This is a genomic window from Variovorax ureilyticus, from assembly GCF_050632185.1.
Taxonomy (GTDB): Bacteria; Pseudomonadota; Gammaproteobacteria; order Burkholderiales; family Burkholderiaceae_C; genus Variovorax; species Variovorax ureilyticus_A.
This window is the reverse complement of record NZ_CP192579.1, coordinates 1,868,648-1,890,083: the sequence shown is the minus strand read 5'-3', so window position 1 is coordinate 1,890,083 and position 21,436 is coordinate 1,868,648. Positions and strand designations below refer to the sequence as shown.

Annotated in this window: 21 protein-coding genes and 2 pseudogenes; 10 read left to right on the top strand and 13 right to left on the bottom strand. The window is 67.9% G+C overall.

Translation table 11 applies throughout. The features are described 5' to 3' along the window. Window positions 1-19 precede the first annotated feature (19 nt). The 6 genes from ACQ858_RS09345 to ACQ858_RS09320 are packed head-to-tail and all read right to left on the bottom strand — an operon-like array spanning window position 20 to window position 6,661. Window positions 20-2,407: an MMPL family transporter gene (locus tag ACQ858_RS09345; RefSeq protein WP_431276418.1), complete on the bottom strand. Its 2,388-nt coding sequence runs from the start codon at window positions 2,405-2,407 to the stop codon at window positions 20-22. Next, window positions 2,407-2,997 carry a LolA-related protein gene (locus tag ACQ858_RS09340; RefSeq protein ID WP_431276417.1) on the bottom strand — a complete coding sequence of 197 codons (591 nt, stop codon included), beginning with the start codon at window positions 2,995-2,997 and terminating at the stop codon, window positions 2,407-2,409. The genes ACQ858_RS09345 and ACQ858_RS09340 overlap by 1 nt, the downstream gene beginning before the upstream one ends. A gap of 16 nt (window positions 2,998-3,013) precedes the next feature. After that, window positions 3,014-3,994: an acyl-CoA synthetase gene (locus ACQ858_RS09335; RefSeq protein WP_431276416.1), complete on the bottom strand. Its 981-nt coding sequence runs from the start codon at window positions 3,992-3,994 to the stop codon at window positions 3,014-3,016. After that, window positions 3,991-5,694 (bottom strand): AMP-binding protein, encoded by a 1,704-nt coding sequence (locus ACQ858_RS09330; RefSeq protein ID WP_431276415.1) that lies wholly within the window; start codon window positions 5,692-5,694, stop codon window positions 3,991-3,993. Before ACQ858_RS09330 ends, ACQ858_RS09335 begins: the two co-directional genes overlap by 4 nt. A 13-nt stretch (window positions 5,695-5,707) precedes the next feature. Then, a complete protein-coding gene (locus ACQ858_RS09325) occupies window positions 5,708-6,346 on the bottom strand; it encodes a hypothetical protein (RefSeq protein WP_431276414.1) in 639 nt (212 codons plus the stop codon). A 3-nt stretch (window positions 6,347-6,349) separates the two neighbouring features. After that, a complete protein-coding gene (locus ACQ858_RS09320) occupies window positions 6,350-6,661 on the bottom strand; it encodes a phosphopantetheine-binding protein (RefSeq protein WP_431276413.1) in 312 nt (103 codons plus the stop codon). 104 nt (window positions 6,662-6,765) lie between these two features. Here ACQ858_RS09320 and ACQ858_RS09315 point away from each other — a divergent pair. Further along, window positions 6,766-8,291 (top strand): annotated as a pseudogene (locus ACQ858_RS09315) (helicase HerA-like domain-containing protein). 10 nt (window positions 8,292-8,301) lie between these two features. Here ACQ858_RS09315 and ACQ858_RS09310 read toward each other — a convergent pair. The 4 genes from ACQ858_RS09310 to ACQ858_RS09295 are packed head-to-tail and all read right to left on the bottom strand — an operon-like array spanning window position 8,302 to window position 12,285. Next, on the bottom strand, window positions 8,302-9,528 hold the full coding sequence (locus tag ACQ858_RS09310) for a Glu/Leu/Phe/Val dehydrogenase dimerization domain-containing protein (protein ID WP_431276412.1): 1,227 nt from the start codon (window positions 9,526-9,528) through the stop codon (window positions 8,302-8,304). Between the two features lie 25 nt (window positions 9,529-9,553). After that, window positions 9,554-10,348, bottom strand: a complete 795-nt coding sequence (locus ACQ858_RS09305; RefSeq protein WP_431276411.1) for an ABC transporter ATP-binding protein — start codon at window positions 10,346-10,348, stop codon at window positions 9,554-9,556. Further along, on the bottom strand, window positions 10,348-11,277 hold the full coding sequence (locus tag ACQ858_RS09300) for an ABC transporter permease (RefSeq protein ID WP_431276410.1): 930 nt from the start codon (window positions 11,275-11,277) through the stop codon (window positions 10,348-10,350). The genes ACQ858_RS09305 and ACQ858_RS09300 overlap by 1 nt, the downstream gene beginning before the upstream one ends. A gap of 30 nt (window positions 11,278-11,307) precedes the next feature. After that, complete coding sequence (locus ACQ858_RS09295) at window positions 11,308-12,285, bottom strand: ABC transporter substrate-binding protein (protein ID WP_431276409.1); 978 nt, start codon at window positions 12,283-12,285, stop codon at window positions 11,308-11,310. A 205-nt stretch (window positions 12,286-12,490) separates the two neighbouring features. Here ACQ858_RS09295 and ACQ858_RS09290 point away from each other — a divergent pair, with 205 nt between their 5' ends. Continuing rightward, window positions 12,491-12,964 (top strand): Lrp/AsnC family transcriptional regulator, encoded by a 474-nt coding sequence (locus tag ACQ858_RS09290; RefSeq protein ID WP_431276408.1) that lies wholly within the window; start codon window positions 12,491-12,493, stop codon window positions 12,962-12,964. Window positions 12,965-12,973: 9 nt separating this feature from the next. Here ACQ858_RS09290 and ACQ858_RS09285 read toward each other — a convergent pair whose 3' ends face one another. The 3 genes and pseudogenes from ACQ858_RS09285 to ACQ858_RS09275 all read right to left on the bottom strand — a co-directional run bounded on the left by ACQ858_RS09285 (window position 12,974) and on the right by ACQ858_RS09275 (window position 14,182). Then, window positions 12,974-13,456, bottom strand: a complete 483-nt coding sequence (locus ACQ858_RS09285) for a DUF1109 domain-containing protein (protein ID WP_431276407.1) — start codon at window positions 13,454-13,456, stop codon at window positions 12,974-12,976. A gap of 61 nt (window positions 13,457-13,517) precedes the next feature. Further along, window positions 13,518-13,592 (bottom strand): annotated as a pseudogene (locus ACQ858_RS09280) (DUF1109 domain-containing protein); the annotation flags it as partial. A 20-nt stretch (window positions 13,593-13,612) separates the two neighbouring features. Next, window positions 13,613-14,182, bottom strand: coding sequence for a sigma-70 family RNA polymerase sigma factor (locus ACQ858_RS09275; protein WP_431276406.1), 570 nt, complete (start codon window positions 14,180-14,182; stop codon window positions 13,613-13,615). Window positions 14,183-14,337: 155 nt separating this feature from the next. Between ACQ858_RS09275 and ACQ858_RS09270 the strand changes: the two genes are divergently transcribed. The 8 genes from ACQ858_RS09270 (at window position 14,338) to ACQ858_RS09235 (ending at window position 21,436) form a co-directional block, all read left to right on the top strand. Continuing rightward, complete coding sequence (locus ACQ858_RS09270; RefSeq protein ID WP_431276405.1) at window positions 14,338-14,628, top strand: BufA1 family periplasmic bufferin-type metallophore; 291 nt, start codon at window positions 14,338-14,340, stop codon at window positions 14,626-14,628. A gap of 26 nt (window positions 14,629-14,654) precedes the next feature. Then, a complete protein-coding gene (bufB, locus tag ACQ858_RS09265) occupies window positions 14,655-15,503 on the top strand; it encodes an MNIO family bufferin maturase (protein ID WP_431276404.1) in 849 nt (282 codons plus the stop codon). Then, window positions 15,500-16,291: an HvfC/BufC family peptide modification chaperone gene (locus ACQ858_RS09260; protein ID WP_431276403.1), complete on the top strand. Its 792-nt coding sequence runs from the start codon at window positions 15,500-15,502 to the stop codon at window positions 16,289-16,291. Before bufB ends, ACQ858_RS09260 begins: the two co-directional genes overlap by 4 nt. After that, entirely contained in the window at window positions 16,288-16,773 is a 486-nt protein-coding gene (locus tag ACQ858_RS09255) for a DoxX family protein (RefSeq protein ID WP_431276402.1), read from the top strand. Before ACQ858_RS09260 ends, ACQ858_RS09255 begins: the two co-directional genes overlap by 4 nt. A 99-nt stretch (window positions 16,774-16,872) precedes the next feature. Further along, window positions 16,873-18,210, top strand: a complete 1,338-nt coding sequence (locus tag ACQ858_RS09250) for a GTP cyclohydrolase II (RefSeq protein WP_431276401.1) — start codon at window positions 16,873-16,875, stop codon at window positions 18,208-18,210. Then, window positions 18,207-19,607: a DUF1688 family protein gene (locus ACQ858_RS09245; protein WP_431276400.1), complete on the top strand. Its 1,401-nt coding sequence runs from the start codon at window positions 18,207-18,209 to the stop codon at window positions 19,605-19,607. The genes ACQ858_RS09250 and ACQ858_RS09245 overlap by 4 nt, the downstream gene beginning before the upstream one ends. Window positions 19,608-19,663: 56 nt before the next feature. Then, window positions 19,664-20,293 carry a uracil phosphoribosyltransferase gene (upp, locus tag ACQ858_RS09240; protein ID WP_431276399.1) on the top strand — a complete coding sequence of 210 codons (630 nt, stop codon included), beginning with the start codon at window positions 19,664-19,666 and terminating at the stop codon, window positions 20,291-20,293. A 159-nt stretch (window positions 20,294-20,452) separates the two neighbouring features. Continuing rightward, window positions 20,453-21,436, top strand: coding sequence for a BMP family protein (locus ACQ858_RS09235; RefSeq protein ID WP_431276827.1), 984 nt, complete (start codon window positions 20,453-20,455; stop codon window positions 21,434-21,436).

Genomic DNA, 21,436 nt, shown 5'->3' with positions numbered 1-21,436 from the left:
CGGCTGCGCGATTCTCCCATCAGCGCACCCTGTCCGCGACGGGCGCGGTCGCGCGCGCGAAAGCGGCCGAGAGCAGCAGCGCCAGCAATGCGCCGGGCGCGACCACGCGGCCGATCGACGACAGCGCAGGGATGTTCGAGATCGCGATCAGGCCGAACGAGATGACCGTCGTCAGGTTCGCCAGCATCAACGATGCGAGCGTGTCTTCGTCCGCGCGGCCGGTCTCGCGCAACTGGTCGAAGAACAAGGCGTAGTTCGAACCCACCGCCACGATCAGCAGCAGCCCCACCAGATGCAGGATGCCCAACGGCACGTGCAGCGCCGCCATGCCCCCCAACGTGAGCACCACCGCCATCGCGAGCGGCTGGCACACCGCGAGCAGACGACGCCCCGAGCGCAGGTAGGCCCCGAGCAGGACCACCACCGCGAGCCCGCCGAGCATCACCTGGACGAAGGCCTCGTGCAGATAGCGCTGATAGAGGTTCGCCAGTTCGTCGCCCACGTTGACGACCTGCACATCCGGCACCCCGTCGAGTGCGGCCGCGAGCCGGCCCGCATCGAAGCCCGCGCCCGGATGCAGCGCGATCAGCGTGGACCACCCGCCGCCCTCACGCTCGAACATCAACGCACCGAGCACCGCGTCGAGCGGGCCGCCCTTCAGATCGGCCCGCTGGATCACCGGGAGCGCCTTGGCCGCCTGGACATCCGCAACGAAGGCTTCGAGCCGCGATGCGGGCAGCGGCAATCCGCGCGTCGCTTCGACGAGCCGGCTGCGCAGGGTGTCCGCATCGGGGAGGCTCGCGATCCGCGCCTTCTGCGCCGCCTCGCTCGGCAGCAGGCGCGTGACGGTTTCATAGCCCGCAAGATCGCCCTTGTCGACCAGCGCTTCGAGCCGCGCGCCGGCGGCCTCGGTATTGCGCAGGGCCGATTGGACATCCACGCCCTGGATCACGATCAGCGTGCCGCCGTCGCTCGCGCCGATGTCGGAGCGCAGCTCGGCGTCGAGCTTCTGCGCGGCCTGCGGCACCGGGCTCATCGCGCTCAGATTCGCGCGCCACAGGTCCCCGCCCTGCCATGTCACCAGCGCCAGCGCGGCGACGCCGAGCCCCGCCAGCGCCCACCGCAAGCGCGGCAGAGCGCGCACCCCCACGCCGGCCACGCGCGCCATGTGCGCGCGCATGCCCATGCCGGTGGCGCCATCCGGCGCGAGGATCGGCAGCACGAAACGCGCCACGAGCGCCGCCGCGATCAGTCCCGCGAGCGAGAAAACGCCGAGCTGCGCCAGCCCCGGAAAGCCGGAAAACACCAGCGCAGCAAAGCCGCAGACCGAGGTCAGCAGCCCGAGCCGCACGGTCGGCCAATGGATATCGCGCCAGCGCCGCCAGCCGGTGCCCGGCGTGGCCGCGCCGCGCGCCTGGATCAGGTAGTAGATCGCGTAGTCGACCGTCTCGCCGATCAGCGTGCTGCCGAAGCCGAGCGTGAGGCCGTGCACGTTGCCGAAGACAAGGCTGACCGTCGCCGTGCCCCACACCACGCCGGTCGCCACCGGCAGAAAAGCGACGACGAGTGCGCGCGGCGACGCGAAAGCGAGCAGCAGCAAGGCCCCCATCACGATGCCGCCCACCACCGCGAGATGGGTCGCCTCGGACTTGATCTGGTCGCGGCTCTCGACCGAGAAGATCGGCGCACCGGTCATCTGGAGATGCGGCCGCTCGCCCGACAGGCCGTGCGTGGCCGCGTCGAACGCGCCGCGCACCTGCGCGATCGCCTTCGCGACCGCATCGAGGTCGCTGCCCGACGCATGCGTGGTCGCGAGCATCACCGCGCGCGGCGCGCTGCGCGATACCCATACGCCCTCCTCGTTTCGCGGCGAGCTCGCGGGAATCAGCCCTTCGGCGATGCGCTGCATTTCGCCCGTCGGGTCGCGGTCCAGCAGCGGCTTCAGCGCATTGCCCGCGGGTGTTCCAAGCATCGAGAGCGTGTCGACGATCGCATCGCGCAGGCCCGCGGCGCTGAAGCGCTCCGGCGTCACCTCGGTCGAAAGCAGGTAGCGATGGTCCAAGACCCAGGTCCCCGAGGCCTTCCATTCGCTGGTGTCGCCGTTCTGCACCTGGTCGAAGAGACCGCTCTGCCGCATCGACGATGCGACCGCGCGAGAGACCTCGGCACGCTGCGCGGCGTCCTTGCCGCCCTCGATGCCGATGAAGACGGTGCGCGAGGCGATGCCGCTCTGGAGCTGCTCGATCAGCACCCGCTGACGCGCATCGGGGCTCTTTGGCAGGAAGGCGGACAGGTCCGCGCTGAATTGCGAACGCGCAATGATGGCGACACCCACGGCCAGCAGCCCCAGCCAGAGCCACAACGCGAGTCTGGCGGGACGCCCGCCCGCCCTGGAAACGCCGTGCATCACGGCGTGCTTCGCGCCGACGTCCCCGGCGAATGGCCTGTGCGGCGTTCGGGCGTGATGTTCATGACCGAGCGGTCACCGCCGATGAACTCCATCTCGATGCCGAGCACGTCGCCGCCGCGCCCGGTCAGGCGCATGCTGCGGACCTGCGCGGCGAGACGCTCGTCGAGGGGTTGCAGGTCCAGCGCCCAGTCGTTGCTGGTGCCCGTGAGGGTGCTGCGGAAATAGCGCTGAAGGCTCTGGGCATTGCCGCTCAGGGTGCCGCGCATCGCTTCGACCATGCCGAGCAACTCCGGCATGCTGTCGAGCGCCACCGTGCGCGTGCGGCCGCCGCGCGACAGCGTCAGCGTGTTGCCTTCCACGCTCATCGTCTCGGGGCGCGGCGTGATCGTGCGGCGCAGCAGCCGGTCCGGCGCGGTGAAGCTCAGCACGCCGCTCGCATCCAGCGGGCCTTCGAGGCCGCGCACGAACCGCTGTTCGGTGAAGGTGGCGTCCCCGCTCCTGCGCTGCGCCAGCAGGCCCATCAGCTCGGGCAGGTCGAACGCCCAGACCGGCGACGCCGACAGTGCAAGCGTCAGCGCCGCGAGCATCGCCTTGCACCAGCGATCAATCCGAATCTTCGAGCCAGAAATCATGAAAGTTGAACCAGTTGTACGGATACGCGCGGCACAGCGCCTCGAGCCGCGCCACGTAGCTTTCGAGCGCCGCGCGGATGCGTCGTTCGCGCTCGGCAGGATCGGCGATGCGTTCGCTGAAATCGGCGAGCGGCTCGAACAGCACATCGTAGCGGGCAGCGCCCACGTACAGGCCCGCCATGAAGAACACCTTGCGGCGCAGCAGCGCGGCAAGACGGAACGGCCCGTCGTTGAAGATCGCAGGCTGCCCGAGGAAGGGCAATTCGATGCTGCTGCCTCGCTGCTGGCCCGCCTCTTCCGGCCCGGCGAGCGTGCGGTCGGCCAGCAGTCCGGCGAGGCCGCCCGAATCGAGCCAGTCGCGCAGCTCGAGCATCGCGTGAGGACGGCCCAGCGCGATGATGTGCGGCCGGTGCTCGGGCCGACTGATCGCGCCGAGCAAGGCGCCGATCTGCTGCGCATTGTCCTGGTACATCAGCATCGCGAGCCGCAGGTCGGCGGGTGCGCCCTCCTTCTGCCGCGTGGCGCCGAGCGCCTCGAAGCTGCCGACGTGCGCGCCGAGCATGAAGGCGCCGCGACCCGCGTTCACCTCGGCCTCGACCGCCTCGTGGCCGCGCACGCGAACGTCGAAGAGATCCATGCGGCCGCGCAGGAAGTAGATGCGGTCCAGCACCGTCGAGGAGAAGGCATGCAGCAGCCGGTAGCCGTCGCCCCACCCCGCCTGCGGCCCGATCGCGCGGAACAGATAGCGCTTGATGTGGCGGCGCGGCGTCGGCGAAAACAACAGGAAATAGAGCGCGATCGGATGCAGCACCAGCCGCGCGACCGGCCGTCCGAGCTGGATCGCGATCCAGCTGATGATTCGCAGCGCCAGCATGTTGCTGCGCTCGGGCGCGCGCGCCCAGTCGGCCTGTCGCGGTCGGGAATCGCCGCTCTCTGGCGGCGAACCGCTCATGACGCGATGGCGACGCTGGGGGTCCAGCGCCCGCTGGCGGCGACGACATCGCCGCAGCGCACTTCGAAACGCAAGCCGCGCGACGCGCCGGTTTCGGGAACGAGGTCGATCGCCAGCGTGGTGCCGGGCCGCACTGGCGACAGGAACTTGGCCGCCGCGAGCGTCGGGGTCGGGCCAAGACGCGTAGACAGCGCCGGCACGCCGCGCACCGCTTCGAGCACCTCCGCCACCAGCAGCGCGCCGGGCAGCAGCGGCTGGCCCGGAAAGTGGCCGGCGAAAGCCGGATGGTCTTCGGGCACGTCGAGCGTGAGTTGCACCGGCGTCGTGTCCGTCGCCAGATGCGCCAGCGCGAATTCACGCAGCGACCGGGCGGTGAGCTTGCCCGTCCCCTCGCGCGGGAAGGCATTCACGTGCACCACGCGCCGCGGCACGAATACCGCCTCGATGCGCTCGCGCAGCGCTGCGATGATCGCGTGTGCATCGAGCGTCGGCGCCACCACGAAGGCCACGGGCCGCACCACGCCGTCGACCACGTCGTCCGGCAGCCAGAAGGCCCCGTCCACGACGCCCGGAATGCTGTTGAGGTGGTGGTTGAGGTAGCCCAGCGAGCTGCGCCGGCCGGCCACATGGATCAGGTCGTTCGCACGGCCCAGCAGGCGGAAGCGGTGGTCGTCGACCAGTTCGAGGATGTCCGCCATCGGCGTCGGCTCGGAGATGAAATCCCCGAAAAAGACGAAGCGCTCATTGCCGGCCTCGTCCTGCTCGCGATGGACGCGGATGTCGCCGAAGGTCTCCCAGACCTCGCTCTGGGTCGGCCGACGCGTCGCGACCTGGCCCGATTCGGTGCTGCCGTAGATCTCGATCAGCTTGCCGCCCAGGGCCTGCTCCGCGTGCGCTGCGAGTTGCGGCGACAGCGGCGCGGTGGCCGAGAGGATCAGGTCCACCGGCGGCAGCTCGATGCCGGAAAGCAGCAAGGTCTTCAGATGGAAAGGCGTGGTCACCAGCGCGCGCGGCTGCGGCACCGAGGCCAGCGCCTTCGCCACGTCGGCCGGGAAGAACGGCCGTCCGCTGTCAAACGCAGCACCGCCGAGCAGCGCGAGCAGCGCCGACGATTCCAGGCCGTAGCTGTGCTGCACGGGCACCGTCGCCACCAGCGTCAGGCCGGCGAGCGACGGACGGTCCAGCAGGCTCGACAGGCGCCGGACCGCCGTGGTGATGTTGCCGACCAGCGTGCCCCAAGTCTTGGCGTGAGGCTGCGGCGCACCGGTGGAACCGGAGGTCAGCAGGCTCACCGCGTGCATGTCGCGATCGAACGCCGGGGTGGCCGCGTCCGGCGATGGATCGACTGCGGTGCGCTTTTCGAAGAGGACGCTCGGAAGGCCCGGCGTTTCGATCGCCGCGTCATCGACCACCGCGAATGCCGGGTCGCCCACCTCATGCAGACGCGCGAGCGTGTCAGGCCGCGCATCGGGCGGCAGGAAGCTGGTTTCTCCGCGCACCAGCGCCGCCGCGAGGCTGACGGCGAAAGCGTAGCGGTCCACGCACAGGTTCACGACCGGGCCGCCGTCGCGCAACTCGGGCGCAAAACGAGCCACGTCGGCAAGGAACTCGCGCGCGCTCACAGGCACGCCAGCGCGCCATGCGATCGGCTGGTCGAGATCACGGTCCGCGATCAGCGGGAGGAGGGATTTGGATATCACCGCAGTGTCCGGTTCAACGCCGGGCGGTGCCATTGACCGGCGTGCTGTAGAAGGCACGCACCGCATCCACGAGGCGGGTGCGTTCGAATTCGGGGTGGAGCCGGTAGCGCAGCAGGTATTCGCCGAAGAAAAGCGCGCCGATCAGCACTGGCGTCAACAGATTCGCGAGGACCGACCAGACCGCGAACGGCCGAGTCGCGAAGACGATGACGGAGGCCGCAGCCATCGACGCGAAATAGAGCGTCCAAACCCGCGTGACCTGTGCGGTGTAGGCCACCTGGTCCGGCGTCAGCGGGTGCACGCGCTGCGCGAACTGCCCGATGAGCGAAAGCCTGCCGCCACGCAGCGAACCGCCGAACCATCCGCACAGCAGCGCATTGATGCCGACGTGCTGCAACATGTAGAGCCGGTTCGTGTCGCCCGCATCGCCATGGATGACCAGCGCGAACAGCAGCAGGCCGCCAAAGGCCGTCAGCGCCAGCCCCCGGTTGCCGAAGCGGCTGCCCGCGAGGCCCAGGGCCGTGAGCCACAGCGGGCCGAGCAGCGCCACGATCGCCCACGGCTCCGCCGCGTGGTAGAGCATCATCCAGTGGGAAACACAGGCATAAGCCACCCCCGCGATGAGCAGGAGCGCCACGCGCCAACGAGACATGGATCAGGATGCGCCGCGGTTCTGCGCGACGTGCGTCGCGAGACTGCGCAACGACGAGAAGATCTGCTGGTTGCGCTCGTCGTCCGAACGCAGCTGGAAGCCATACTTGCGCGAAACTTCCAGCGCCACTTCGAGGATGTCGATCGAATCGAGACCCAGGCCTTCGCCATAGAGCGGCGCGGTGGGTGCGATGTCGGAGGGGGCAACTTCCAGGTTGAGCGACTCGACCAGAAGTACGGCCAATTCATTCTCCAGGGGGGACTGTTCGGAAGCGTCGCCAGTGGCGGGAACGGGGGATTGGGCGGTCGATGACAAAAGAAAACTCCGGAACTTGTGAAAAACTGTCGCTCGGGTTCGTTGAATTATAGGGAGGCCCGCTTCGCTAGACTGGCTGCTCTCGCAACGAACGGAATCCACCCATGGCCGATCCACTCCTCATTGCCCGCCACGACACGATCGAATGCGACCTGCTACCAGGTCTGGCCAACCGCCACGGGCTGATCACCGGGGCGACGGGCACCGGCAAGACCGTCACGCTGCAGACCATCGCCGAAAAGCTCTCCGCCATTGGCGTGCCGGTGTTCATGGCCGACGTGAAGGGCGATCTGACCGGCATCAGCCAGAAAGGCAGCATCGGCGAGAAGATGGCCGCTTCGCTGAAGGACCGCGGCATCGATGCGCCCGAACCCTTCGCCTGCCCCGTCACGCTGTGGGACGTGTTCGGCGAACAGGGCCACCCGGTGCGCGCCACCATCTCCGACATGGGGCCGCTGTTGCTGGGCCGCATGCTCGACCTCAACGACACCCAGTCGGGCGTGCTCAACCTGGTGTTCAAGATCGCTGACGACAACGGCCTGCTGCTGCTCGACCTCAAGGACCTGCGCGCGATGCTTCAGTACGTGGGCGAGAACGCGAGCCAGTTCACCACCGAGTACGGCAACATCAGCGCGGCCAGCGTCGGTGCGATCCAACGCGGCCTGCTGCAGATCGAAAGCCAGGGCGGCGACAAGTTCTTCGGCGAGCCGATGCTCAACATCGCCGACTTCATGCAGACCGAGGGCGGCAAGGGCGTGGTGAACATCCTCGCGGCCGACAAGCTGATGAACTCGCCGCGCCTCTACGCGACCTTCCTGCTGTGGATGTTGTCGGAGCTGTTCGAGCACCTGCCCGAGATCGGCGACCCGGAGCAGCCCAAGCTGGTGTTCTTCTTCGACGAAGCCCACCTGCTCTTCAACGAAGCGCCCAAGGCGCTGGTCGAACGCATCGAGCTGGTGGTGCGGCTGGTGCGCTCCAAGGGCGTGGGCGTCTTCTTCGTCACGCAGAACCCGCTGGACATCCCCGACTCCGTGCTGGCCCAGCTCGGCAATCGGGTGCAGCATGCTCTGCGGGCTTTCACGCCGCGCGACCAGAAGGCGGTGAAGGCGACCGCGACCACGATGCGGCAGAAGCCGGGCCTGGACATCGAGAAGGCCATCACCGAACTCGCGGTCGGCGAGGCACTGGTGAGCTTCCTCGACGAGAAAGGCCGCCCGTCGGTGACCGAGCGCGTGTACGTGCTGCCGCCCGGCAGCCAGATCGGGCCGATCACCCCGCGCAGCGGCAGGCGCTGATCGCCAATTCGCTGGTGGCCGGCGTCTACGAGAAAGGCGTCGACCGCGAATCGGCCTATGAGAAGCTCAAGGGCCGCGCCGCCAGCGCTCCCGATGCGCCCGTTGCCGGCACCGCAATACCCGGCGCGGCGGCGCCGCAGGGTGCAGGCGCAGGCGCAGGCGTGATGAACACCGTCAACGAGATCCTGTTCGGCTCGGTCGGTCCGCGCGGCGGCCGGCACGACGGCCTCGCGCAGACCATGGCCAAGTCCGCGATGCGCACCATGGGCACGACCGTCGGCAAGGAGATCCTGCGCGGCGTCCTCGGCGGCATCTTCGGCGCGAAGAAGCGCTGACCGGCGCCGACTAAAGGAGCTGGGTCAGCGCGTTCTCGAAAGCCGTGCGCGCGATTCCGGTGCGGCCGCTCGAACGTGCATGGCAACGCGCGAGCGCCGAAGCCACCGTGGCCGACACGTCGCCGAAGATCGCCGCATCGGACACTTCCGCGTCGCCCTCCATCAAGAACGCGAACGCGCGCGCCATGCCGCAGTTGGCGATGAAGTCGGGGATCACCGCGACCTGCGAATCGGCCTGTTCGTAGATCGGGCCGTAGAAGATCTCGCTGTCGGCAAAGGGCACGTTCGCACCGCTGGACACCACCTCGAGCCCGCCTTCGACCAGCGCCTCGACCTGCTTGCGCGTCACGAGCCGCGAGCCGGCACAGGGCAGGAAAATCTCGGCGCCCGCGCTCCAGACAAGGCTGTTGATTTCGTCGAAGTGCAGCATGTACTTCGCCGACAGCTGGTTGCCTTTCTTTTCCAGGAAAAGCTGGCGAACCTGCTCGAAGTTGAAGCCTTCCGGATTCAGCAGCCCGCCCTCGCGGTCGATGATCCCGACCACCTTCGCGCCGGCCTGCGCCAGGTAGTACGCGGCGGCGGAGCCGACATTGCCCCAGCCCTGCACGATGACGCGCTTGCCGGCGACGCTGCCCCCGTACAGCCGGTAGTAGTGCCGCACCGACTCGGCCACGCCCCAGCCGGTGATCAGATCGGCCACCACGTACCTGCGCGCGATGTCGGGCGAATACTGGCGGTCTTCCACCACCTTGGCCACGCCCATGCGCAGCTGGCCGACCTTCTGGATGCGCTCGCTGTCGCTGGGCGCGAAATGCCCGTTGACCACGCCCTCCTGCGGATGCCAGAGGCCATAGCTCTCGGTGATCGGAATCACCTCGTGCACCTCGTCGACGTTGAGATCGCCGCCGGTGCCGTAGTAGGTCTTGAGCAACGGCGTCACCGCCTTGTACCAGCGCCGCAGCACCTCGTTCTTGCGCGGGTCTGCCGGGTCGAAGTCGATCCCCGACTTCGCACCGCCGATGGCCGGGCCGGACACGCTGAACTTGACCTCCATGGTCTTGGCCAGCGATTCGACCTCGCGCCGGTCCAACCCGGCGCGCATGCGCGTTCCGCCGCCGGCAGCGCCGCCGCGCAGCGAATTGATGACGACCCAGCCCTTGGCGGGCGTTTCGGCGTCGTGCCATTCGAAGACGATCTCGGGGGCCTTGTTCTCGAAGCGGGTGAGGAGTTCTTTCATCTCTATCTCTCAGAATTCGTTGGGTTCAGGCTAGAAGCAATTTGTCGTCATCGAGCTTCTCGCCGCGGGTCTTCTCGAACATGTCGAGCAGGTCGGGTACATCCATGCCGGTGCGCCCCTTACCCGCAACGTCGAGGATCACGCGGCCCTCGTGCAGCATCACGGTGCGGGTGCCATAGTCCAGCGCCTGCCGCATGCTGTGCGTGACCATCATGGCGGTGAGCTTGCCGGCCTCGACGATGCGGGCGGTGAGCTCCAGCACGAAGGCGGCGGTCTTCGGATCGAGCGCCGCGGTGTGCTCGTCGAGCAGCAGGATGCGCGACGGCTGCAGCGAGGCCATCAGCAGGCTCACCGCCTGCCGCTGTCCGCCCGACAACAGGCCCATGCGGTCGGCCAGCCGGTTCTCCAGGCCGAGGTTGAGGATGCTGAGCTTCTCGCGGAAGAACTCGCGCAGGCTCCGCGTCAGCGACAGGCCGAAACCGCGGCGCGCACCGCGCTTCCAGGCCAGCGCCATGTTCTCTTCGATCGTCAGCGCCTCGCAGGTGCCGGCCATCGGGTCCTGGAACACGCGCGCCACCAGGTCCGAGCGCTGCCATGCGGCACGTCGCGTGACATCCTCGCCGTCGATGTGGATCGTGCCGCGGTCGACCATCAGGTCGCCGCTGACCGCATTCAGGAAGGTCGACTTGCCCGCGCCGTTGGAGCCGATCACGGTGACGAACTGACCCGTCGGGATCTTCAGGTCCAGCCCGCGCAACACGCGGTTCTCGATCGGCGTGCCGGGGTTGAAGGTGATTTCGAGACCTTTGGCGTGCAACATCAGCGAACCCCCTTGGGAGCAATCGGAGAAACGGTCCGCGCGGCCGCGCGGCGCGCCGGTAGCTTGCGCTTCCAGGCCGGAACCAGCAGCGCGAACGCGACGAGCACGGCCGTCACCAGGTTCAGGTCCTGTGCTTTCAGACCGATGAAATCGCTGTTGAGCGCCAGCGCGATGAAGAAGCGGTAGAGCACCGCGCCGAGCACGCAGGCCAGCGTGGTCACGACCAGGCTGCGCGCCGGCAGGATGGTCTCGCCGATGATCACCGCCGCGAGCCCGACCACGATGGTGCCGATGCCCATCGAGATGTCCGCACCGCCCTGGCTCTGCACGAAGAGCGCGCCGGCCAGTGCGACCAGCCCGTTCGACAGCGCCAGTCCGATGATGGTCTGGCGGTCGGTCGAGATGCCCTGCGCCCGCGCCATGCGCGGATTGCCGCCGGTGGCGCGCATCGCGAGGCCCGCTTCGGACGCGAAGAACAGGTCCAGCAGCACTTTGACCGCGATCACGATGGCCAGCAGCACCAGCGGCTTGAGCAGGTAGTCCGGCATGCCGCCGAAGGCGAGCATGCTGAACACCGTGGGCTCGTCGATCAGCGCCACGTTGGGCTTGCCCATGACGCGCAGGTTGACCGAGTACAGCGCGATCATCACCAGGATGCTGGCGAGCAGTTGCATGATGCGCAGCCGCACGTTCAGCCACGCGGTGAGCCAGCCGGCCAGCGCGCCGGCCGCGATGGCCGCGCCGGTCGCGGCGAAGGGATTCCACCCCGCCACGATCAGCGCCGCGGCGACGGCACCGCCCAGCGGGAAGCTGCCGTCGACCGTCAGGTCCGGGAAGTTGATGATGCGAAACGACAGGTAGACGCCGAGCGCGACCAGTCCGAAGATCAGACCGATCTCGATCGCGCCGAGCGAAGCGATGAGTGACATGGAGCGAGCCTCCGCGAGCGCGTGCCGTGCTTACCTGACCACGACTTGCGCCGACTTGACGAGCTCGTCCGAGAGCGTCACGCCCTGCTTCTCGGCCGCGGCCGGATTGACGTGCAGCTCGAAGTTGTCGCTGGTCTGCGAGGCGATCGTGCCCGGCGCCTGGCCCTGCAGGATGCGCACGACGATCTTGCCGGTCTGATGGCCGATGTCGTAGTAGTTGAGGCCCAGCGCCGCGACCGCGCCGCGCTTGACCGCGTCGGTGTCCGCCGCCACCACCGGGATCTTGGCCTGCTGGGCCACCTTCACGATGCCCTCGAAGGCCGACATGACGTTGTTGTCGGTCGGCGCGTAGATCACATCCACCTTGCCGACCAGGCTCTGCGCGGCGCTCGCGACGTCGACGGTGCGCGCGGCGGCGCCTTCCACGAGCGTGAGGCCGGCGGCGGGCATCGCCTTCTTCAGCGCCTCGACGATCGCGACCGAGTTGGCCTCGCCCGGGCTGTAGATCACGCCCACGCGCTTGGCGCCGGGCACGACGCGCTTGATCAGCGCCAGGTGCTTGTCCAGCGGCGAGAGGTCCGACACGCCGGTCACGTTCGTGCCCGAGGCCTCCCAGCTCTTCACCAGCTTGGCCGCGACCGGGTCGGTCACCGCGCTGTAGACCACGGGGATGTCCTTGCTCGCGGCGACCACGGCCTGCGCCGAGGGCGTGGCGATGGCGACGATCACGTCAGGCCGCTCGCCGACGTACTTGCGCGCGATCTGCGCGGCGGTGCCGTTGTTGCCCTGGGCGCTCTGGAACTCGTACTTCAGGTTCTTGCCGGCTTCGAAGCCGGCGGACTTCAACTCGTCCCTGACGCCGTCGCGCACCGCGTCGAGGGCCTTGTGTTCGACGATCGAGGTGACCGCCACGGACACCGTCTTGTCGGAAGCATGGCTGGGCGCAGCAGCGCCGGCGAGCGCGAAGGCGAAAAGACCGAGGGCGGAACGCACGAAAGAATGTTTCACGTTGAAGTCCTGATGGGAAATAGTCGGATGGGTTTCAATCAAGGAAAGCGCTCCGGCGAAAGAGCCTCGTGAGCCACGTCGATTCGCTGCTTTCCAGGGCGAGAAGTGTGAACTTTCGCGCAGAAAATCTGCTTTCATCCAAGACCCGGGCGAACCCTCAGGCGAGAAATAGAATTTCTTCCATCGAACTTCCAAGGAATGAATCTTGTACGAGACCGATCTGGACCGCATCGACCGCAAGATCCTGGCCTTCCTGCAGGAGCACGGCAGGGCCTCCAACCTGGAGCTGGCCGAGGCCGCCGGCCTGTCGCCGGCGCAGTGCCACCGCCGCCACCGGCGGCTCGAGGAAGCCGGCTACATCGCCCGCTACGAGACGCGCCTGGCCCCGGCCCGGCTCGACCTGCACGTGGTCGCCTTCATCCTCGTGGCGATGGAAAAGGGCCACATCCGCGACCTGTCGAAGTTCACCAACGTGGTGACCGACCTGCCGGAAGTGCTGGAGTGCTACTCGATCACCGGCGACTACGACTTCGTGATGAAGGTCATCGCGCGCGACCTGAAGGGGCTGTCGCAGTTCCTGATCGAGAAGCTGATGCGGCTGCCCGGCGTGGACGGCGTGCGGTCCAGCGTGTGCCTGGACGAGTTCAAGTGCACGAGCGCGCTACCGCTGCCGGAGTGAACCAGCCGGTCACCAGCGCAGGTAGCGGCGGCCGATGAGCGCCCCCGCCACCACAGGCAGCGCAATCCCCGCCACATACCAGATCGCCAGGAACGGCGCCGCCATCTCGGGACAGTGCAGCGCATACACGGCCGCGCCCGCCGCGCCCGCCATGGCACCGGCGGCCGCACCGGCAAGGGCCGGCCGCGTCGGCGCGAGCCCCTTCAGGGCCGCAAGCGCGCCGACGAACACCGGCACGGAGATCAGCGCTATGTTCAATGCGCAGGTCCGCCAGGTCTGGCCCCAGATCATCGCGGGACGCTGCGCCTCGGGCGCAGAGGCGAAGACCACTGCCGCCAGCGTCCAGACCACGGCGACCGGCGCAGCCAGCCAGAGCCATGCGCCGCCGACGCGCACACCGGGCCGAGCAAGACGGTGCACGATCACGAAACCGGCGATCGCAATGCAGACTGGGAACAGCAGCCGCATCCAGAACATCGGCCATGTCACCACGATCGCCGAGGTCGGGCCGCACGCCGAACACCAGCAGCATGATGGCAAGGGATACGGGAAGCCCGGCCAGAAGGGCCACGGCCAGTCGGTGCGAAGCCGCGTGCCTGGGCACCGGCGCCGCGCCGGCCGCGAGCATGTCGATGAGGTCGTCGGTCTTCACACGGCCCCCTTGATCCTGAGCGCCAGCGCCTTGAGGCCGCGATGGATGCCGACCTTGACCGCCGATTCGGACATCCCGGTCAGCTTCGCCGCCTCCGCGACCGAGAGGCCTTCGAGCTTGACGTGCAGGATCGGCAGCCGGTGGCGGTCCGGCAAGGTGTCGAGCAGCCCGGTCAGATCGCGTCGCGCATCGCTGGATTCGGTGGCGGACTCGGCGAACACGGCCAGGTCGTCATCCAGCGGCTCGTGCAGCGCTTCGCGCGCGGACTTGGCGCGCAGCAGGTCGATCATCTTGTAGCGCGCGATCGCATGCACCCAGGCCGTCAGCGGCTGGTCGCTCTGGTAGGTATGGCGCTGGTTGTGCATGGCGAGCAGGCATTCCTGGACGAGATCTTCCACATCATCGGGCCAGCCGAAGAGCCGCCTGGCCAGGTACGCGCGCAGGTGCGCGCCGAGCTTTTGCAGAAAGGCGCGATAGGCCGCTTCGTCGCCGTCCAGCCCGCGCAGAAAAAGGTCGCGCAGTGCAATCTCGGCCTCGCTCCTTGCCAACGGATTCCCTTGGGTCATTCGTGCTTTCGGCTCCGCCGGTTACAGCCCCGTGCAAAAAGAAATCCGGCGGATTGTGCCCCGAGCTGTAACTGCGCGGGCCCCGGCGGCGAAGTAGAGACGACCGCGCCGCGCGGCGTGGTTGAAACCCTTACCCAACCCACTGGAGCATGTCCATGATCACTCGTCCCCTCGCAATCACCGCTCTCGCACTCGGCGCCCTCGCCGCCTCTTCCGCCATGGCCCAGGACAAGAAGCCGATGGACGACGCGATGGCAAAGGTCGAGAAGTGCTACGGCGTCTCGATGGCCGGCAAGAACGACTGCGCAGCCGGCCCCGGCACCACCTGCGCCGGCACGTCGAAGATGGACTACCAGGGCAACTCGTGGCGCAACGTGCCCGCCGGCACCTGCACCTCGATCCAGACGCCCAAGGGCATGGGCTCGCTGACGCCGATCAAGTCCTGATCCGATCGTCATCGAAGGCTGCCACCATGTCCGTCACGATCACGACAGGTCTCGGGCTCAAGCCGCAGCATTTCGATGCGGCGCTGTGCGACCGCAGCGATGGCCTGTGGTTCGAGGTGCATCCCGAGAACTACATGGTGGCGGGCGGCCCGCGCCTTCGCTGGCTCGATGCGATCCGCGCACGGCATCCGGTGTCGCTGCACGGCGTCTCGCTGTCGCTGGCGGGCGATGCGAAGCCCGATGCGGCGCACCTTGAGCGGCTGGCCGCGCTCACGCAACGCATCGAGCCGGTGCTGGTGTCCGAACACCTGGCCTGGTCGGCATGGAACGGGCAGCATTTTCCCGACCTGCTGCCATTCCCCCGGACGACCGAAGCGCTTCATTGCATCGCGCGCAACATCGAGTGCACGCAGGAGCGGCTGAAGCGGCCGATCGCCATCGAGAACCCCTCGCACTACCTGCGCCTCGATGCGCACACATGGGACGAGGTCGACTTTCTCGCCGAGCTGGCGTACCGAACGGGCTGCTCGCTGCTGCTAGACATCAACAACGTCCACGTCTCGGCATGCAACCTGGGGTACGCCGCGCACGAATGGCTCGACCGCTTTCCGGCAGCGCAGGTCGCCGAAGTGCATCTGGCCGGCCACAGCCGCGACCCGGCGCACGGTGAAGCGCTGCTCATCGATTCGCATGACGCGCCGATCGCGCCCGAAGTGTGGGCGCTGTACCGCCGGTTCATCGAACGGGCCGGTCCGCGTCCGACCCTGATCGAACGCGATGGCAACCTGCCGGCCTTCGATGTGCTCATGGCCGAACGCAGCCATGCCGATGCGATGCTGCGCCGCTTGCTGCAACCGGAGGAGGCCTCCGCATGACATCCTCGCTCGGCCATTTCCAATCGGCCTTCGCCGCAGCCCTGCTGGCGTCCGAGGACATCGCAGACCCTGCGGTGCAGGCGCGCATCGGCCAGCCGGCCTTCACCGTGTATCGCAACACGGTGATGAAGGGCTGCATCGATGCGCTCGAATCCAACTTCCCCACCGTGGCGCGGCTGGTCGGCGGCGAATGGTTCCGTGCGGCAGCGGCCTTGCATGTGGCCGCCGACCCGCCCCGCGATGGCCGCCTGATGCACTACGGCGACAGGTTCGAAGCCTTTCTTGCAGGCTTCGGGCCCGCCACGGATCTCGTGTACCTGCCCGGCGTCGCGCGGCTCGATGCGATGTGGTGCCAGGCGCATGTCGCGGCGGATGCGGAACCACTCGATGCGGCCTGGCTTGCGCGATGCGAATCCGAGGCACTGGCCCGGCTCGTCGTCGCGCCGCATCCGGCTGCGCGCTGGGCATGGTTCGCCGATCACCCGGTGTTCAGCATCTGGCGGCGCAACCGCACCGATGACGCCGACCGCGCCGCCGACGACATCGCGTGGCACGGCGAAGGCGCCCTGATCACGCGCCCACGCGACGGCGTGCAGGCCGCCCTGCTCGATGAACCCGGCTGCGCCTTCCTCGATGCCTGCGCGTGCGGGCTGCCGCTCGCCGATGCGGCCGAGCAGGCCTTGCGCACGAACCCCGATGCCGATCTGGCAGCCCTCCTCGAATCGCTGCTGCGCGCTGGCGCTCTCACCTCCTGCGTCCTCCACCCCTCCTTCGAAGGCACATCATGAACATCCATCCCGCGATCCCCTTGCACGAAGGCACGAACGAAGACCATGGCGTGCGCGCACGCTGGAACAAGCTGGCGGCCTGGCTCACGCGCATCGTGTCGCATGACGTGCTGGCGCTGGCGAGCCGGTTAGGCATCGCCGCGATCTTCTTCATGTCGGGCCGGACGAAGGTCGAAGGCTTCCTCACGCTCACCGATGGCGCCTATGCGCTGTTCCGCACCGAATACAAGCTGCCGTTGATTCCCCCCGAAATCGCGGCGCATCTCGCGGCCTATGCGGAGCATCTCTTTCCGGTGCTGCTGGTGCTCGGCCTCTTCACGCGGCTGTCGGCGCTGGCCCTCTTGGGCATGACGCTGGTCATCGAGATCTTCGTCTACCCCGACGCATGGCCCACTCATCTGTCGTGGGCCGCCCTGCTGCTCTACCTGGCCGGACGCGGCGGCGGCACGCTCGCGCTGGACCGCCCGCTGGGCATTGCCTGACGTGCGCCGACGCCTGCCGCCAGCTTACGGCGAATGGCGTATGCCCCGGCTTGCCAGTTGCGGGAGCCCTCGATACATTGTGTTTTTTGAGGGCCTGCAATGTCTGTTGACACCGTTCCGACTCCTTCCTCTCCCACCGTTTCCGCGTCTTCCCAGCCCTCACCTGACGCAACTGCCGCGCCGCCCCCCGGATCGCAGGCCCCGCGCAAGCACATCCGCCTGACATCGCACGCCGGACTTTCCGGCGCACTGCCGATCCACTGGGGCGCCCCCACCGCCGTCGAGCGCGGACCCGTGGTCGGCACCACGACCAAGCGCGCGCACCGCAACGTGATCGGCACGCACAGCGGCTCCTACAGCGTGTACCGTGCGCTGGCCGTGGCGGCCGGCGCGCTGTCGCCGAACCACAAGGCCGACCTGACCAACACCGCGCCCACCGACGCGATCGGCCCGTATCCGCAATGGAGCGAACCCGGCCGCATCGTCTCGCTCGATCCATGGGGCGCACTGGTCGCCGACGTCTTCGCGACCGAGCTCGCGGCCGGCTACGACATCCGCCCGACGATTGCGATCACCAAGGCGCATGTCATTCTTCCGGAGGTCATCGAGGCGCTGCACAAGGGCCGCCTCGTGGCCGACGGCAAGTTCCTCACGCCGGGCGGCGCGGCGATGGTCACCAAGGCGGCGATCGAGCCCGTGTGGTATCTGCCGGGCGTCGCCAAGCGCTTCGGCTGCTCCGAGACCGACCTGCGCCGCGTGCTCTTCGAGGAGACCGGCGGGATGTACCCCGAGCTGGTGACGCGCTCCGACCTCGAAGTCTTCCTGCCGCCCATCGGCGGGCAGACGCTCTACATCTTCGGCAACCCGCGCGATCTCGCGAACCCGGAAGTCGAACTCACCGCGCGCATCCACGACGAGTGCAACGGCTCGGACGTCTTCGGCTCCGACATCTGCACCTGCCGGCCCTATCTCACGCATGCCATCGAGGAGTGCATCCGCGGCGCGCAACGCGGCGGCGTGGGCCTGATCGCCTACTCGCGCAAGGAAGGCCGCGCGCTCGGCGAGGTCACCAAGTTCCTGGTCTACAACGCCCGCAAGCGCCAGGTCGGCGGCGACACCGCCGACCAGTACTTCGCCCGCACCGAATGCGTGGCCGGCGTGCAGGACATGCGCTTCCAGGAACTGATGCCGGACGTCTTCCACTGGCTCGGCATCCGCAAGATCCACCGGCTGGTCTCGATGAGCAACATGAAGTTCGACGCCATCGTGGGCTCGGGCATCGAGATCGGCGAACGCATCAACATCCCCGACGAGCTGATCCCCGCCGACGCGCGCGTGGAGATGGACGCCAAGATGGCGGCCGGCTACTTCACGCCCGGGGTGGTACCTGACGCCGAGGAACTCAAGAAGGCCAAGGGCCGGGGACTCGACCAATGAGCAAAGACAACTACGGGCTCAATCCCGACCGGCCGACGCGCAACGCGGCCGTGCAGAGCGCGGATGCCGAGGGGCATGTCGACCCCACCGTCGAGTTCGACCTCGACACCGACCAGCCCGCCGGCGCGGCCGCCTACCTGCGCACCACCACCGCGATCCGCAGCCGCGCGGCGATGCTGCTCGCGCGTGCGCGGGCCGGCGAATCGCAGTGGTTCACCATCGGCAACGCCGATGTGCTCGAAGACACCGCGCGCACGATCGGTGAAGTCACGCGCGACCGCTATCCGTGGAATCCGATCCCCTATCACAGCCGCTGGCGGCACTTCGAGGCGGGCGGCATCAACCGCGTGGGGATGCTCGACGACCTGCTGGGTCCGATCGACGCCACCCAGCGCGCCCGCGCGCACATCGATCTGGTACTGGTCAGCGTTCTGCTCGACGCCGGCGCCGGGCCCGACTGGCATTACGTGGAACCGGCCACCGGCCAGCGCTACACGCGCTCCGAAGGCCTGGGCGTGGCGAGCTTCCATGCGTTCACGAGCGGGCTGTTCTCGTCGAACCCGACACATCCCTTCCAGGCCGATGCGGCCGGGTTGCGCGCGCTCGTCACCGACCGGCTCGGCGATGCCTTCCAGGTCAGCACCTTCAACCCGCTGGTCGGCCTCGCGGGCCGTGCCACGCTGCTGCGCCGCCTCGGCGAAGCGATGGGCGAGCAGCCGGAGTACTTCGGCGACGACGGCCGGCCCGGCGGCATCTTCGACGCGCTGGTCTCGCCGCACGGTCCGGTCGCGCCGCCGACCGCGGAGATCCGTGCGCACGACATCCTCTCGCTGCTGCTCGATTCGCTGTCGAGCATCTGGCCGGCATCCAATGCGGTGGACAGCATCGCGGCCGACGGCAGCGACGCGGTCGGCACCGGCGACCCCGCCTTTGCGCTGGGCGACTGCTGGCGCCACAGCGCCGTGCAGGGGCCGGGGCTGACCAAGGGCTGGATGCCCTTCCACAAGCTCTCGCAGTGGCTCACCTACTCGCTGCTCGAGCCCTTCGAGTGGGCGGGCGTGAAGGTGCGGCACGTCGATGCGCTCACGGCGCTGCCCGAATACCGCAACGGCGGCCTGCTGATCGACACCGGCCTGATCGTGCCCAAGGACCCGGCCTTCCTCGCACGCGAATGGATGGTGGGCGATGAATTCATCGTCGAATGGCGCGCACTGACGATCGCCCTGCTCGACGAACTGGTGCCCGTGGTGTGCAAGGTGCTCGGCAAGAAAGACGACGAGCTGCCGCTCGCGCGCATGCTCGAAGGCGGCACCTGGGCGGCCGGGCGTGTGATGGCACAGCGCTTGCGTGAGGGCGCACCACCATTGCGGATCGTGAGCGACGGCACGGTCTTCTAGACTTCAACACCTTTTTCACAACGACAAGAGCGCCACGGCGCGCCCCTCGAATCACCATGAGCAACGTCCATCTCCTCGACCATCCCCTCGTCCAGCACAAGCTCACGCTCATGCGCCGCAAGGAGGCCAGCACCAACAGCTTCCGCCGGCTGCTCAACGAAATCAGCATGCTGATGGCCTACGAGGTCACGCGCGACATGCCGATGCAGGACATCGAGATCGAGACCCCGCTGGAGACCATGCACGCCAAGGTCATCGACGGCAAGAAGGTGGTGCTGGTCTCGATCCTGCGGGCGGGCACCGGCATCCTCGACGGCATGCTGAGCATCATCCCCGGCGCGCGCGTCGGCCACATCGGCCTGTACCGCGACCCGAAGACGCTGACCGCGGTGGAGTACTACTTCAAGATGCCCAGCGGCATGGAAGAGCGCGACGCGATCGTGGTCGACCCGATGCTGGCCACCGGCAATTCGGCCGTCGCGGCGGTGGAACGTCTGAAGGAACTCAACCCGAAGTCGATCAAGTTCGTCTGCCTGCTGACCTGCCCGGAGGGCATCAAGACGATGCAGGAGGCGCATCCCGACGTGCCGATCTACACCGCCGCGATCGATCGCGAGCTCAACAGCCACGGCTACATCCTGCCGGGCCTCGGCGATGCCGGCGACAGGATCTTCGGCACGAAATGAGCTCGCCCCCAGGCTGCGCGCACTTCGTGTCGCTTCGCCCCCTACCGGGGGCGACACCGGCCGCTCGGCGAAGCCGGTTCCGCGGTGTCTCGCGATTCGGTTGTGATCCGACAAAATATTCTTTACTCGAGGAGAAGCACTTTGAATCCACGCCGCCAGATGATCGTCCGTTCAGTCGCCCTCGCCGCCGCGCTCGCAGCCGGTGCACCGGGTCTTGCGCTTGCGCAGGCCAAGCTCAAGGTGGCGGCGGTGTACACCGTGCCCTTCGAGCAGCAATGGGTCGGGCGCATCCACAAGGCGCTGAAGGCGGCCGAGGCGCGCGGCGAGATCGAGTACACCGCGACCGAGAACGTCGCCAACGCGGACTACGAGCGCGTGATGCGCGAATACGCGCAGGCGGGCAACCAGCTCATCTTCGGCGAGGTCTTCGGCGTCGAGGCGGCTGCGCGCAAGGTCGCGAAGGACTTCCCGAAGACGGCCTTCGTGATGGGATCCTCGCTCAAGCCGCAGGCGCCGAACTTCTCGGTGTTCGACAACTACATCCAGGAGCCCGCCTATCTGTCGGGCATGGTCGCGGGCGGCATGACCAAGTCCCACAAGATCGGCATGGTCGGCGGCTTCCCGATTCCCGAGGTCAACCGGCTGATGAATGCCTTCATGGCCGGTGCCAGGGAAGTGAACCCGAAGGTCGAGTTCAGCGTGAGCTTCATCAACAGCTGGTTCGATCCGCCGAAGGCCAAGGAAGCCGCCTTCGCGATGATCGACAAGGGCGCCGACGTGATGTATGCCGAGCGCTTCGGGGTCAGCGACGCGGCCAAGGAGCGCGGCAAGCTCGCCATCGGCAACGTGATCAACACGCAGGACAAGTACCCCAACACCGTGGTCGCGTCGGCGCTGTGGAACTTCGAGCCCTCGGCCGACCGCGCGATCAAGCTGGTCAAGGAAGGCAAGTTCACGGCGGAGGACTACGGCCAGTTCTCCACGATGAAGTACAAGGGCTCCGAACTCGCGCCGCTGGGCACGTTCGAGCCGAAGGTGCCGGCGGACATCGTCGCCAAGGTCAAGGCCGGGCAGGCTGACATCCTCTCGGGCAAGTTCACGGTGAAGGTGGACGACAGCCAACCCAAGTCGACGGCCAAGTGA

Coding starts and splice junctions, on each gene's coding strand:
- ACQ858_RS09345 (WP_431276418.1), bottom strand. CDS start 2,407: ATGCACGGCGTTTCCAGGGCGGGCGGGCGTCCCGCCAGACTCGCGTTG.
- ACQ858_RS09340 (WP_431276417.1), bottom strand. CDS start 2,997: ATGCTCGCGGCGCTGACGCTTGCACTGTCGGCGTCGCCGGTCTGGGCG.
- ACQ858_RS09335 (WP_431276416.1), bottom strand. CDS start 3,994: ATGAGCGGTTCGCCGCCAGAGAGCGGCGATTCCCGACCGCGACAGGCC.
- ACQ858_RS09325 (WP_431276414.1), bottom strand. CDS start 6,346: ATGTCTCGTTGGCGCGTGGCGCTCCTGCTCATCGCGGGGGTGGCTTAT.
- ACQ858_RS09310 (WP_431276412.1), bottom strand. CDS start 9,528: ATGAAAGAACTCCTCACCCGCTTCGAGAACAAGGCCCCCGAGATCGTC.
- ACQ858_RS09305 (WP_431276411.1), bottom strand. CDS start 10,348: ATGTTGCACGCCAAAGGTCTCGAAATCACCTTCAACCCCGGCACGCCG.
- ACQ858_RS09300 (WP_431276410.1), bottom strand. CDS start 11,277: ATGTCACTCATCGCTTCGCTCGGCGCGATCGAGATCGGTCTGATCTTC.
- ACQ858_RS09275 (WP_431276406.1), bottom strand. CDS start 14,182: ATGACCCAAGGGAATCCGTTGGCAAGGAGCGAGGCCGAGATTGCACTG.
- ACQ858_RS09270 (WP_431276405.1), top strand. CDS start 14,338: ATGATCACTCGTCCCCTCGCAATCACCGCTCTCGCACTCGGCGCCCTC.
- bufB (WP_431276404.1), top strand. CDS start 14,655: ATGTCCGTCACGATCACGACAGGTCTCGGGCTCAAGCCGCAGCATTTC.
- ACQ858_RS09260 (WP_431276403.1), top strand. CDS start 15,500: ATGACATCCTCGCTCGGCCATTTCCAATCGGCCTTCGCCGCAGCCCTG.
- ACQ858_RS09255 (WP_431276402.1), top strand. CDS start 16,288: ATGAACATCCATCCCGCGATCCCCTTGCACGAAGGCACGAACGAAGAC.
- ACQ858_RS09250 (WP_431276401.1), top strand. CDS start 16,873: ATGTCTGTTGACACCGTTCCGACTCCTTCCTCTCCCACCGTTTCCGCG.
- ACQ858_RS09245 (WP_431276400.1), top strand. CDS start 18,207: ATGAGCAAAGACAACTACGGGCTCAATCCCGACCGGCCGACGCGCAAC.
- upp (WP_431276399.1), top strand. CDS start 19,664: ATGAGCAACGTCCATCTCCTCGACCATCCCCTCGTCCAGCACAAGCTC.
- ACQ858_RS09235 (WP_431276827.1), top strand. CDS start 20,453: ATGATCGTCCGTTCAGTCGCCCTCGCCGCCGCGCTCGCAGCCGGTGCA.